The sequence below is a fragment of the Pseudomonas sp. SJZ103 genome, assembly GCF_007828335.1.
Taxonomy (GTDB): Bacteria; Pseudomonadota; Gammaproteobacteria; order Pseudomonadales; family Pseudomonadaceae; genus Aquipseudomonas.
Genome location: NZ_VIUN01000015.1, coordinates 1 through 12852, shown reverse-complemented (window position 1 = coordinate 12852; position 12852 = coordinate 1). Strand labels below are relative to the sequence as shown.

At 55.7% G+C, this 12852-nt stretch carries 14 protein-coding genes and 1 pseudogene; 1 reads left to right on the top strand and 14 read right to left on the bottom strand.

Features of this window, described 5'->3' with window-relative positions; all coding sequences use genetic code 11:
* Positions 1-975 precede the first annotated feature (975 nt).
* From FBY10_RS25420 to FBY10_RS25410, 3 genes are all read right to left on the bottom strand, one after another.
* Positions 976-1233, bottom strand: coding sequence for a hypothetical protein (locus FBY10_RS25420; RefSeq protein WP_145338313.1), 258 nt, complete (start codon positions 1231-1233; stop codon positions 976-978).
* Between the two features lie 71 nt (positions 1234-1304).
* A complete protein-coding gene (locus tag FBY10_RS25415) occupies positions 1305-1886 on the bottom strand; it encodes an STY4534 family ICE replication protein (RefSeq protein ID WP_145338314.1) in 582 nt (193 codons plus the stop codon).
* Between the two features lie 865 nt (positions 1887-2751).
* A complete protein-coding gene (locus tag FBY10_RS25410; protein ID WP_145338315.1) occupies positions 2752-3093 on the bottom strand; it encodes a helix-turn-helix domain-containing protein in 342 nt (113 codons plus the stop codon).
* Positions 3094-3303: 210 nt separating this feature from the next.
* On the opposite strand from FBY10_RS25410, the gene FBY10_RS25405 reads away from it, so the two are divergent.
* Entirely contained in the window at positions 3304-3561 is a 258-nt protein-coding gene (locus FBY10_RS25405) for a hypothetical protein (protein ID WP_145338316.1), read from the top strand.
* A 44-nt stretch (positions 3562-3605) separates the two neighbouring features.
* Here the strand turns inward: FBY10_RS25405 and FBY10_RS25400 are convergent, their stop codons facing one another.
* The 11 genes and pseudogenes from FBY10_RS25400 to FBY10_RS25350 all read right to left on the bottom strand — a co-directional run.
* Positions 3606-5573, bottom strand: a complete 1968-nt coding sequence (locus tag FBY10_RS25400; RefSeq protein WP_145338317.1) for a DNA topoisomerase III — start codon at positions 5571-5573, stop codon at positions 3606-3608.
* Positions 5574-5801: 228 nt separating this feature from the next.
* Positions 5802-6257: a single-stranded DNA-binding protein gene (locus FBY10_RS25395; RefSeq protein ID WP_145338318.1), complete on the bottom strand. Its 456-nt coding sequence runs from the start codon at positions 6255-6257 to the stop codon at positions 5802-5804.
* Complete coding sequence (locus FBY10_RS25390) at positions 6254-6772, bottom strand: DUF3158 family protein (protein WP_145338319.1); 519 nt, start codon at positions 6770-6772, stop codon at positions 6254-6256. Before FBY10_RS25390 ends, FBY10_RS25395 begins: the two co-directional genes overlap by 4 nt.
* Positions 6769-7524, bottom strand: coding sequence for a PFL_4669 family integrating conjugative element protein (locus tag FBY10_RS25385; protein ID WP_145338320.1), 756 nt, complete (start codon positions 7522-7524; stop codon positions 6769-6771). Before FBY10_RS25385 ends, FBY10_RS25390 begins: the two co-directional genes overlap by 4 nt.
* 220 nt (positions 7525-7744) lie before the next feature.
* Positions 7745-8932: an STY4528 family pathogenicity island replication protein gene (locus tag FBY10_RS25380; RefSeq protein ID WP_145338321.1), complete on the bottom strand. Its 1188-nt coding sequence runs from the start codon at positions 8930-8932 to the stop codon at positions 7745-7747.
* The gene (locus FBY10_RS25375; RefSeq protein WP_145338322.1) at positions 8929-9477 is read right to left on the bottom strand and encodes a DUF2857 domain-containing protein; all 549 of its coding nucleotides are present in this window, start codon (positions 9475-9477) and stop codon (positions 8929-8931) included. The genes FBY10_RS25380 and FBY10_RS25375 overlap by 4 nt, the downstream gene beginning before the upstream one ends.
* Positions 9474-11063: a ParB family protein gene (locus tag FBY10_RS25370; protein WP_145338323.1), complete on the bottom strand. Its 1590-nt coding sequence runs from the start codon at positions 11061-11063 to the stop codon at positions 9474-9476. The genes FBY10_RS25375 and FBY10_RS25370 overlap by 4 nt, the downstream gene beginning before the upstream one ends.
* A gap of 14 nt (positions 11064-11077) precedes the next feature.
* Positions 11078-11287, bottom strand: a complete 210-nt coding sequence (locus FBY10_RS32055) for a hypothetical protein (protein ID WP_101270254.1) — start codon at positions 11285-11287, stop codon at positions 11078-11080.
* A gap of 80 nt (positions 11288-11367) precedes the next feature.
* The gene (locus FBY10_RS25360; protein WP_145338324.1) at positions 11368-12213 is read right to left on the bottom strand and encodes a ParA family protein; all 846 of its coding nucleotides are present in this window, start codon (positions 12211-12213) and stop codon (positions 11368-11370) included.
* A 4-nt stretch (positions 12214-12217) separates the two neighbouring features.
* Positions 12218-12442 carry an AlpA family phage regulatory protein gene (locus tag FBY10_RS25355; protein ID WP_145338325.1) on the bottom strand — a complete coding sequence of 75 codons (225 nt, stop codon included), beginning with the start codon at positions 12440-12442 and terminating at the stop codon, positions 12218-12220.
* Positions 12443-12557: 115 nt separating this feature from the next.
* Positions 12558-12852 (bottom strand): annotated as a pseudogene (locus FBY10_RS25350) (hypothetical protein); the annotation flags it as partial.

Sequence of the window (12852 nt, the reverse complement as noted above, 5' to 3'; positions counted from 1 at the left end):
AGGCAATAAGCTAGGAGTGCTGCCGCTTTCCGCCAGTGCTTAGGCGGGATCGGGTGGATACGACGTATTTGTACCGAAAACGTCATCGCTCCGAACTTTCTTTTGATCTTTCCAGTCGACCAAACACTAGGCTTATTAGTGCACGCGATTAGTACATATGAGTACCCTGTCGCAAGCGGCCCACGACGGATCGGGAACAACTATAAATTGGTGGTCGCGATGAATTGTCTAATTTGTGTCGGTGTCGCAGAGCGCATTCAGTGTCATGGCCCATGGGAAGAGAGGGATTGTCCGGATTGTGGACGCTACCGAATTTCTGATGAGCTCATCTTAACCTTGATGGATCAGGGGCAGATTTTCGATGTCAGCAAAACGAGAGGTTGGCTTGAAAACCGGCGTATCGAAGTTGCAATTCCTTCTATCGAGATCCATCAAGCCATCCTAGTGCCTTGATTCGACAGCGTCGGGGGGGGCAGCCTCGAATCAATCTGCTCACTCCGGAACCATGAGTACCACTAGGCTCATGTTGATGAACTCTTCGTTCTTGCTGGTCGTAGCCAAAGCACCCCGAACGTTATCGGCGACATCCCAAGATCAGCGCTGCTCGGCCCAGTTGGCCAGCTCCATGATGGCGGCTTCAAGGGGCTGCTGGTTTTGATTGATTTTGAAGAGTACGTAAGACTGCGCTTTGCTGCAGCGAACTTCTCGTCTAGGGTGCGCTTGGTAATGCCAGACAGGTTTTTATGGCGAGCGGTCAGGGCGTCAACAATGGCGGCCTGGGATCGAAAAACCGAATGAGGTTTTCCCGAGGGGGAGTGATCTAGAAATAGGCATGGCCATTGCGGAAAGGCTGTGCTGAGCGTGGCGGGGCAATGCCAGGAGACCTCCAGAATTTCTGTTTCATGGGCCATTAGATTGCACCATCGCAAGGCTGGTTCGATGGGACGATAGTATATTTTCGCGTATGGAATGTAGTTATGAGGCTGTTCGTGCCGACGCCGATTTGATCCAGGTGCCGAAATGCCACTGATCCAGTCTGACTCCTCTCGCACCTTCGCCTACGCTGGATTTGTACCAATTTAGAGGTGGGGCAGTCTTGCGTCGGCACGTGGGTCGATGGATATCGGCGATGCGTTTCTCGATTTCATCCGTCGTGTAGTAGAGCGATAACGTGCTGTAGTCCTCGTAAGCCGCAGCGAACAGGCAGTCGTCGCATAGCCAGAAGGATTCCATGTCGGTTCTCCTGTGCCGATTGAAGAAAAGGCGCTCGGGGGAGCGCCTTGATGAGGAACATCGTGGACTGTTCAGTCGGACTGAACGGTATGGGTGGCATCACGGCGGGCCGTGCGCGGAGTGGGTGGAGATTCAGGTTCAACCCGAGCCTCTATTGGGTTTCCGATATCCTCAGCTTCGGCATCAGCCGATGGTGCGGATGACTCACTGGTGGGCGCTTGCTCAGCAGGTGCTGTTGCTTCCTGCCTGGCGGGCGCTTTGTACTCGAATGTGCCGTCGACCTTGATCCAGTCGATGAACAGCAAACGACCTTTCAGGCTAGCGCCCGGTTGACCTTGCTTATCGCCTTTCTCGTAGAGAAACGGATCGATCCACAGGTCGCCGATACGGAACGACAGCAAGACCTTTTTCTCGGCGTTGACGGCGTCCATATAGAGACGAATCAAGCGTTCAGCTTCACCCCCAGCGACTTTGCAGTCGAAGCGGGTGTACTCCACCGCATCGGTGGCTCCGTGCAGGGCTGCGATATCGCAGGCCATGAATGGCTGACCGCGACGGACTTGTACTTCACGGACACGGTTGAGGTAGCCGATACCGACGGTGTGGAGGTTGAAGTAAGTGGTCGCTTCTTGGGATTGGTTGGCGTGGGCCATGGTGGTTCTCCTGTTTCAAGGGAAAACGGCGGCGCACAATCCCTGACGGGGAAGTGAGCCCCCGTCAGGGTGGGTAAGGTGAGCAATGAACAACTCGCCACCGGCAAGCCGATGACGATCAGAACGATGCGTCTGGGAGAATAGCGCTGCAGCAGAGAAACGTATGCGGTGGTGATCCGCAGGCATGGAGTAGTGGGCATTCATCACCGCTGAAGCGGTAACCGTGCGAGCTTCCGAACGCTGATCGCACTTGGGTAAACCACCACGAACGTGGCGTAGCCTTGAAGGTTCTGGCTACCTGGGCTGGGCTGTCAACGACAGCGAACCACGCCCTTTGTGTAAGCCCGTTACAGGGGAGCGTCAAGGCGCTGCAACCCAGTTTTTTATGGCCGGAACTCAGTGGCAGTCACTGGAATGAAAAAAATGAAGAGTGAGCCTGGCGGGGTGCCAGGCGACGAACAGAAAAGCCACCTTTGACGGTTTTGTGCAGTTGACAAGCTCCTCGCAATGCTTGGTTTAACTGCATCAAAATTCGCCAACCGACCCTTGTCGTGGCCTGGGTCGGAAGCTACTGGCACGCATCCGCGCACAAAGGGTGCCCAGTGTTTCCCCGGCGGGCTCCGGGGCTGAATACGATCGCCGAAGCGGATGACCGCTGTTGTCTGGCAGAGGCAACAGTGGTCATCCGCCACCACGATCAGGTCGAGCACAAAGCGGGAATGAAATTCCGCAGAAGAGAAGGCTCCGAACTCAGGGAGTCCGACCGAACTACCCGGAGCGAATCGGTCTTGGGTCGCCGTAAGCGATGATCCTGAGGCACTACAGCAGAGCGGGTGTGACGACGTCAAGCCAATGGGCGAAGAGATTATTTGCTACTGAGATGAGCGGCCAGCTGTTCGACGGTCGTCAGGATAAAGGCCCGGTCGCTTTCTTGAAGGCCGCTCAGCAGGCCCGCGATCATCTGGCCCTGGTCGTTGGGGCGATTGCTCGACGCCGTCAGCAGTTCATCCATCCGGCAGCCGAAGATGTCCGCCAGTTGCATCAGCTTGACCACGGAAAGCTCCACCACCCCCCGCTCAGGGCGCGAAATGGCTTCGCTGCCGATCCCCAGGCGTTCAGCCACCTCTTCCTGGGTCAGATTACGCTGAGTGCGGTGTTTCGCGATCATGCGTCCAATTTGGGCTTGGGTTGGATGTTTATGTGCCAAGTGATGAGCTCTCCAATTCAACCCGGATGGTTGAGCAAAGACCCATTGACATTAACATCCTTAACGGTTGAGTGTCGTCTTAAAGGGTTGTTATATTGACTTAAATAGCTGTTTGTCGCGACGTGGCTTCTATTCCTCCAGGAATCAGAGTCCGAGGTGGTCAGTGAGAAATGAGCGGTCTGAAAGGGCCAAGCTGAGGAACGGTTGAGCATGGAAGAGAAGAGCGAGAACGTCATGGATCAGATCTGGGATCGAACACTGGAGCTGTTCATCAAGATCCATGATTGCCCGGATAACCCCGAACACTTCGACAGCCTTGTTCATTGGCTCAACGAAAATCCTGATCACCTGAAAGCGTTCAACGAACTGGGGCAGATATGGATTTCGACAGGCATCGCCCTGGCCCGTGAAATCGGACAACCCTTAATCGACTTAGAGAGGGATCAGTCACCGTTGATGATGCACTGACCATTACATTGACCCCAATGCTTATGTTGATCTCCAATGGCGCGTTATGGGCGAGGCGTATCTTTTTTGAACGGGGCAGTGCCCTTGCAGTCTGGGTAGTGGGAGCATGACCAGAACGGCCCTGATTTCCCCTTTCGCTTGAGCATTGAGGCGTTGCAAATGGGGCAGGCCGGGCTGGCTTCGACAGGCATGGCTAAAGTCAGTGAACCGCAGTGTGCGACCAGTTGCGCTATCCAGTTTGCCTGTTTGGCGACGAATGCATCCAGGGTCAGACGTCCCGCTTCGATTTCGTCCAGAGCCTGTTCCCAGACTGCGGTCATACCCGGATCTGCAACCGCTGTTGGTACCGCTTCGATCAGGGTATGGGCCGCCGCCGAGGCCATTAAGGCGCGTTTTTTCTTCAGCAAATAACCGCGATCAATTAACCCTTTGATAATGCCGGCTCGTGTGGCTTCGGTTCCGATACCGGTGGTGTCCCGAAGTTTCTGTTTCAGGCGTGGGTCGTTGACAAGCTTGGCGACGTTTTTCATCGCCTTGATCAGATCACCCTCGGTGAGAGGTTTAGGAGCGGCAGTTCGCATGGATTTGAGTTCAACATTGTCCACGGCGCACTGCGTGCCCTGTTGCAAGATGGGTAAGACTTGGGATTTTTGAATGGGCTCATCCTCCTCGGTGTTTTCGGAGAGCGAGCTTTTCCAGCCCTGGACCAAGATCAGTTTGCCCACAGCGGTCAATCGTTCTTCGCCACACGCCAGTTCGACCTGGGTCCGATCAAACTCATGATGCGGAAGAAACTGCGCTAGGTAGTGGCTACGGATCAGTTCGTAGACATGGCGTTCTTGTTCGGACATCCGCACCAGGTTTGCCGGTTCGGTGGTGGGGATGATGCCGTGGTGCGCAGTGATCTTGGCATTGTTCCATGCGCGAGAGCGCAATGATTGATCGAGGTCCTCGAATGCAGGTCTGAGTGCAGGATCCGTTTTGAGCAGAGCGTCGAGTACCGCGGGAGCCTCGTTGAACATATTCTCTGGTAGATAGCGGCAATCGCTGCGCGGGTAGGTGGTGGCTTTGTGGGTTTCATACAGGGCTTGGGCGATGTTCAGGGTTTCCTGGACGCCGAGCCCCAGCTTACGCGAGCAGACTTCCTGCAATGTGCTCAGGTCGAAGGGCAGGGGCGGCGGTTCTCGGAAATGCTCAGTATGTAACGAGATTACCGTGGCAGACTTCTCGTCGGTGATTGTTTGGACCGCGTGATGGGCAAGCACTTGTTGTAGGCAACGCCCCGACTCGTCCCGTCCTGAGCCTGGCGGTAACCACGACGCGATGAGTCGCTGGCCCATCGACGATAGGTGTACCTCAACGTTCCAGTAAGGCACCGGGACAAAGCCGGCAATCGCACGATCCCGATCGACCACCAGACGTAAGGTGGGTGTCTGGACGCGCCCCACTGACAAAACGCCGTCGTAGCCTGCCCGCCGACCAAGAAGGGTAAACAAACGACTGAGGTTCATGCCGATCAGCCAGTCGGCACGGCTGCGGGCGAGGGCCGAGTGATAGAGCGGGAAGGTCTCCTGACCAGACTTCAGCGAGGTCAGTGCCCTGCGAATCGATGCTTCGTTGAGTGCGGACAGCCAGAGGCGCTGAACAGAGCCTTGGTACTGGCAGAGCTCCAATAATTCGCGGGCAATCATCTCACCTTCGCGGTCGGCGTCGGTTGCGATGACAACGGTGGTGGCTTCGCTGAGCAGGCGTTTGATGACTTCGAACTGCGCGGCAGTCGTGGGTTTGACCTCCACTTGCCACTGCGCCGGAATGATCGGTAGATGATCCAACGACCAGTTCTTGTACTGAGTGCCGTAGGCTTCAGGCGGGGCCGTCTCCAGTAGGTGGCCTATACACCATGTGACAGTTGTCTCGGGGCCGATCAGGCAACCATCGCCACGCCGAGTGGCTCCGAGAACCTTGGCGATGTCACGACCCTGGGAAGGTTTTTCGCAGAGGAAGAGGCGCATATCACTACTCCGGATTGAGTTCGGAGCAGCGTTGTTCGAAGTAGCAGGGGCGAGATATGAGAAACCTGAATGGCAGGTTCCTCATATTAGTCGGTGAGGGCGGCCTTGAATGGGCTGAAGCTGCTACTTTATTGGAGCGTTCGTAACTGGGTGGGGGGCTTCACGAGCAGCGAGCAATGACAGGCCAAGAACTTCGCGCAAAGGCGCAATTTTTATGCCTGAAGTCGTTCAGGCCTTAGGTGATTGTCCTTTGTGTTTCTTGGATTTCGACGTCGGTGAACTGGCCTGTTCTGTATTTTGAGAGGCCGCCGTTTCACTGGAGCGTTCCCGCATGACCACACTGTGTACCCGGTGAGGCAGGATGCCGACTCGACGGGCCTCGATCTTGAAGGTCACCCGTGCATTGTCTTCGCTGTCCTCCCACTCATCGCGCACCGTACGACCTTCGACCAGCACGCGCATGCCTTTCTGGTACAGCGTGCTCCAGTGTTCAGCCTCACGGTGCCAGAGCTCAACCGGCGCCCAATAGCCGCCCCGATCTTCATAGCTGCCCTCACGTGGGATGGGGTTGTCGAAGTATACATTCAGCCGTAGCAAACGCCGTGGCTCGTCATTGCCTGAGGCGAACTCCTGGAACTCTGGCGCACTGCCGATATTGCCTTCGCCGACGAAAAAAGTACTCATCGTGTTTTCTCCACTGCGGGTGTGAACTGGCGCAGCAACTGTTCGGCACTGGCCATTTTGATCGCGCAGGTCGTAGCCTGGCGGTAGAGCGAATGCACCACACTCATCTGAAGGTTTAGTGCGATACGCGCGCATTCGAAACGGTGCAATTCCTCTCGTACGATCTGCGGCAATGCTTTGTTGGAGATCTGACGCTCCCAAACCGCCACACCCATGCGAGAAAAATCACGGGTGCGCCAACGCAAAAAGGTGCTGCCCGCACTGGTCTTCTGCAGCACCAATCGTATCTTCAATAGCGAGTACGGCGGCTCCCCGGATTGCTGCACGACAGCCTCCATCAGGCGACATAACTGCGCCTCGATTTCCCTCGCCACCTGCGCCAGGTGCTCCAACTCCCCCTTACCCTTAAAAGGTTTTAAAAGGCCTTTTAGGGAGGCAGCGTGTTCGAGCTGCCGATAGGCATCCGGTGTCAACGCTTTGAAGGGCATTGGTTGAATCGGGGTCATGGGATTCATGCGTCAGCCTCCGGCTCATTAACGGTCACAGACGGACCGTCCACGTCCTCTGCCAACGCATCAGCGTCATCCACTGCTACAGCACCACGGCGAATGATCGGCGGCGCAAACTGAGAACGGCGATGACCCTCAAGGATGTCCATCGGGGGCAATCCATACTTCTCCACGGCCGCCAGTGCGCGGGCATTATTTGCGGCCATATCATCGCGTGTAACGCCGGCATGTCGATAACGTTGCGCCTGACCGAACAGGCTGCGTAACAGGTGGGCACCGTCGTCGATCCAGGCTTCCATGTCTCTTCGGCCGATCAAAGCCGTGTGATGGGCCAAGAGGGTATGGCGGACCAGCGTGTCGTAGTCGGTTAGCAGGTAAACCGCCAGAAAACCCAGCTGACTGCCAATGTACAATGGCAAAGTGACGGGGTGGATGTTGAGGTTGTCCCCCATGTCGATCTGAGTCGGCAAGTCCTGTCTGATCCGGTCCAGCTGTTGGGTCAGTTCTCCCATCCCAGCCTTTGCCTGCATCAGTTTTTCTTCGAGCTGCACGATGGCCCAATCGGCATAGGGATCGTCCTGGGCCGCGGCTTGTTTGATCAGGTTGGTGACACTGATGTAGCCGGCCATGCCCATGATCGAGTGGACGCCTTCACGTGCGGCCCGACCCTGCCATATGCGGGCTGCATGGTGGGTATGCAGGGTTAAGGTGATGCTGCTGCGCAATGAACCCAGATTGAGTTGATAGTGATCGGCCATGGTGTTGTCCTCGCATAGGGTTGGACGGGACGTTGCGACAGATGAGGGGCAAGGGCAGCCAAAAAGCTGAACGCGGTTTGTTCGGTTTGGTGAGAAAGAGAAAATACATAACGTCTACGTTTAGTTGAGGACGTCCCTGTGTTCCTCTAAAAGCTCCATGGCTCGGTCCGACATTTTCGTAGACTGGAGCTCTATGGATTTGATGCCACTGGCATCAAATCTATTGAGTTCCACCGCGTCCACGCAGTTGGCGCAGCTCATTCAGACACGCTTGGGCGAGGGCTGATGCGGGTTCGCCCTTTTTCCGAGTCGGCCGCGAGGGAGCGGGTGGGGGCGGCTCTGCGACGGGTGACGGTTCGACCTGACTTGCCCAAGGACGAAAGTCGCCTTTCAGCGCACGCTGGATCAGGCCCATCAGATAGGCCGCTGGCTTGCGGATACCGCCGGCCTTACAGCGTGCCCCCGCCTCGTTGAGCACAGCCTGCTGATCCGCTGGGTTAAGCTTGATCAGCGCCACCGCGACGGCCTGACGTTCGCTGGGACTCAGGTGTAGCGCAGTGGGCCAGCGCAGGTTATCCACAGTAGTGGTCGCGCGCGGTACTGTACATTTACTTTCTTTTAACACAGTACAGGCAGCGTCCAGATTCCGAACGGTGCTGGAAACGTTAGGGTTCGAGCCTGATTCGGAATCCGAACGAGGGCCTGCACGATTCCGAACGTGGTGATCTTCCCCACGTTCGGAATTGTGGAATGCATCATCGGACGGCTGATCCAAGCCTTGCTGCGTCCACTGTTCGCCCCAGCTGTCGAGCCGCGTCGGTAACCGACCCTGATCGATATTCGTGTCCTGTCGGACCTCTTCCACAATGTGTTGAGCGACAATCCGCACGGCCTTCGTCGCATGACCGAGGGCATGTCCGACCAGTTCTAGATAATCTTGATCCAGCTCCATGGCTTCGGCGGGGGTTAACGGCTCATCGTGCAGAACGTACAAAGAACCTTGTAGCCGCCCGCTGATTTGATCGCGACCGCGGCTCACCAAACTGAGCCAGCGAGTGAGCCTAAGCATCGTCAACACGCGTGCAATGGTTTCACGCGAGGCTGACGCACCGTAAGGCACGCTCGAGAGGTAAGGTTGCAAATCCTCATAGCGCGGCGTGACCACGCCCTGGCCTTGCAGCATGAGCCGAAATACCTGCCATGCATTTCGCTCCAATGGCGTCAGCCGATTATCCAACAGCAACCGACGTGGCACGACTTCGTGTGATTGGCCACTAAACAGAAAACCAGCCTGTAGAGCCTGGTTGGAGGGCTGTTCAGTGGTAGGGCGTGCTGGCCAGCGCTCATGCAGCTGCTGTGTGCATTGCTGCAGGACACGTTGCCAGCGACTGGCAAGAACAGCATTCATGTTTTGTTGCTGTACTGGTCGATTTGCTGCCAAACGATGGTCAAGCTGATCTGTTGTTCTTCGGCAAGCATCATCATGGCGTCGAGTTTATCCTCGGTGCCGTCCTCTGTTCGTATTTGGCACCAACGTTGCCACAACGCATGCTCCTGCGCTTCGCTTAAATGTTGGGGGCGGCCTTTACGTGTTTCTATTTTGAGTAGACGCCGGCGCATGGCTGTTTCCGAATGCGCCAAGCCAAAGCACTGGTACATGATGGTGCTGCTGGCGCCGAGCTTGAGCGCTCGGTTGATCAAGCGTTCGTTCTGTTCGTCCCGTTCGGCTTGCTCGATCAACCGATGCAGCACCGGCGAGTCAATCTTGACCTCAAGCCAAGGGACAGTGGCATGAGCCAGGCGCGATAGCGTGGTTGGTGGTAAGGATTGCAGCACTAAGATGTCATCCTCACTCAGTCCAAGTGCCTTGCAGCGTTGCAGATTACCCAGGCGCAGTTCGTGCAGTACCTGGGTTAGCATGGCTTGATTGAGCATATTGAAGGACAGGTTCATCTCAGCTCCTTCGGTGAGTTTTTGTCTTCAGCGGTGAGCGTTAAGTCGATTAGACGCCGGGCCAGGCGGATCAGGCGAAACAGCTTGATTAACAGACTGTCAGGCAGTCGCTCCAGCCCCACGTCCGTGACTGGTCGATCTGGCAGATAGAGTTGATAGACCCCTAACAACAGCTGCCCGAACAATGCGGAAGGTATTTGCTTGCGATCTTCCCAGTTCACCTCGTCTTGAGCACGTAGCAGGGCCAGGAGCATTAGGTGAACGCCGGTCGAGCGAGGCGCTGAAAGATCGAGTCGCTTAATGTCCAACGCGAAGCCCAAGCCAAGCTTTTGATCAATGATGCACTTGGCATCTCCGGCATAGGCCGCCATATCCCGAGCCAGTCCTGCAATGCTTAAACGCAGTTGTTCGGGCGTATCCAGCGTTGGTGCGATGGTCCAGAGGTCGTCGATTGTGCAGGTTTCGAATGAAGACTCCGCTTCGGCAATGATCTCGCGATCGATTTGCTCACGAATCTGTTGAACGCGTGATACGTGGCTGACCGCAGGTAAAGTATTTGTTTCGGGTTCGTTGAGCCGTTCCTCTGAAATTGCCTCTATCTTGCTCTTGGCATCAGTTGATTCGGGTTTAGTATCGGAGGAGGGCAACTCTGCCGCAGTTTCATGCACGCTTGGCCGATGGCTGCTTTCTGAGGGCGTGGTGGGGACAGCCCCAGGCGTGGAGACGACCCGTTGGGTATCGCTCAGCTCCAGGGCCAGCATACGGTAGGACTGTCCCAGCAAGTGGCTCATGCGTTCGAGCAATTCGTCCTGGATCTGCTCAAGATCAAAGGATTCAGGATCGCTATCGAAGTAGCCCATGGTCTCCAGCCAGAACTCTGCAAACGCGACTGTGGCGGTTGGATAGCGGTTCCAGGTTCGCTCAGCCTGACTACGTAGACCGATCAGACGTTCTATCTGAGGCTTACCCAAGCCGGCATACAGAGTTTGTGGAATGGCGGGTAATAAGTGTTCGAGGGTGTCCAGCATCCGGCTGATATGCGACTGCGAAACCGGATAGCCTCCAGCGGCAAGACGTCGAGCCAGCTCCCGTTGTGAGAGCTCTGGGCCATCCGACTCAAGCATGGTTTTGAGTTTGGCTACTGCTAGGGCCCTTTCGATGAACGTGAGTTGGCCGTGCAGGTCGCTTTCCGCCAGATGGCCGAGTAGGGTGTTGGTTTCATTGCTCCAAGGTCGGAACAGGCAGTGAATCCGAAAGAAACGCTCGTCGCGAGTTTCCTGCCACAGCTCGCCGAGAATTGCTAAGCGAGTATTACCGCCGTTGCGGATGATGAAAGAGGTTTCACCCGGGCGGCGGGTAATCGGTGGCGGTTGATCCAGCCCGCGTTCACGGATCGATGCCTTGATATCGTCATAAAGCGGGTTACGAATGAAGCGTGGGTTGTGTTCGTAGGGACGTAACTGTTCCAGAGTGACCAGCATGGGAGTGTCTATGACGGGATCGGACAGGCGTTCCAGTTCTGGACCTCGAGTGAAGTGGTCCTGGTGCAGCTTGTCGGTGATTTCCTCCTGACTGAGCTTCTTCATCGCAACCGCCTCGGTTAACGTCGGCTATGTAAATGGTCACCGACCTCGAATTTCACGATTTCGGCAGTCCCTGAACCTTCGAAATGTTCGGAGAGTTCTGCGAGGAACCACACCATTGCCGAGCGCCCACCTTGCAAACGAAAAACCACGGTGCAGTATTCCTCGCAAGCCGCGTCGCGTGGTCGAATGGAAGGCTGAACAACGATAGGAAACTGATCCAACATTAGAAAACTCCTTACCAAGCTCTATTTGCTTCAAGGTCGATCAAACAAAAAAATCGGTGAAATGCTGATTGGGTGATTTTTTATCGAGGCTCCGCACACCTCATTACCGAAGAGATCGCTTCACGCCATTCAGGGAATAATTCGATGGCCAGCGCCTGCATGACTTCTAGCGCAGACTGCGAGCGTCGGCGTTTACTCGACGGGCGAGCGTCTATTCGGTGGACCGGTAAGCCGAGGGAGGCGGCATTGAGATACGCCACCCTATCCGGGATTACAGTGTCTAGAACCGAGATATTGGTAGCCTCTGCGAAAGTCGCGCGCAGGCTCCGGATGATCATCTGGGTGTCCAGTCGATTGACGTTCACCTGGTTCAGTAAGAGCCGTAAGGGCGGCGGGTCGATACCTAGGTGGCGAAACGGTTCGAGCTCACTCAGTAGCTTCAAGGTGCCACGGCGCATTTCGCGGGCAGCGAGCATTTCTGGCGTGATGGGAGAGAGGGCGAGATCGGAGGCCAGGATGGCCATTTCCAGCAGTACACTGCGTGCTCCCTGAGTATCGATCAAAAGCAGGTCATAATTGAGACACAACTCGTTGAGCAAATTGTGCAGGCGTAGTCGTCCGTCAGGGGCATGCAGCAACAATGTGCTCAGTCGACCTTGATCGTCGTTGGAGAAAATCAGGTCGAGACCGACGACTGCAGTCCTAGAAATTATTCGTTCAGGTATTGTTAGATTGAGTGCAATGAGCTCGTACGCACCTGCATGAGCTTTCCGGCTCAGTGAATAATAACTGGAGAGGGTGGGTTGGCTATCTAGATCCAAGAGCAGAACACGCAGACCAGCATCGGCCAATAGGCCACCGAGGTTCGCCGCTACTGTAGTTTTGCCTACGCCACCCTTGGTGGACACCACCGAGACCACGTGCATCGCCTCACTCCTGTCGCGAAAGGCGTTCTGCAATCCAGTGCTCGATTTCCAGTGAGTCCCAGCCCACTGCGCGCAGTCCGATGCGCTTTGCTCGCGGAAACGTGCCTTGCTTCATCAGGTTGTAAATGTGCGCACGTTTGAAGCCGGTTTTTTGCTCGACCTCCTCACGTCGCATGATGTAGCGCGCTAGTTGAGATGTTTCAATGGTGGGTTCAGATTGGCTGGACATGCTAGTCACTCCTGGCGCCGATTGGCGCGTGGTGGGAAGTGACATGGATTGAATCGCATCAGGGCGGACGAGTCATTGCGTTGCAATCAGGCCTATTGCAACGCAATTGACTCGATCAGTTATTTTTTTTGAGGCTACGATTGGCCACGGCAAACTTTTCATCCAGCGTGCGCTTACTGAGGCCAGGCACATTTGTGTGACGGGCGACAATGGCATCAACGATGGCTGCTTGATTCGTGAATACCGAAAGAGGTTTTCCGGCGGGCGAATGGCCCAAGAGAAGGCTCACCAATGCACCAATGATGTTGTGATAGGTCAGTTCGCTACGTTCGCTGATTTGACCATTCGTTTTGGCCAAGGCTTTGAGATCATCTCTTTCAAGTCCAATCGACTGGAGCTCTCCCAAGATT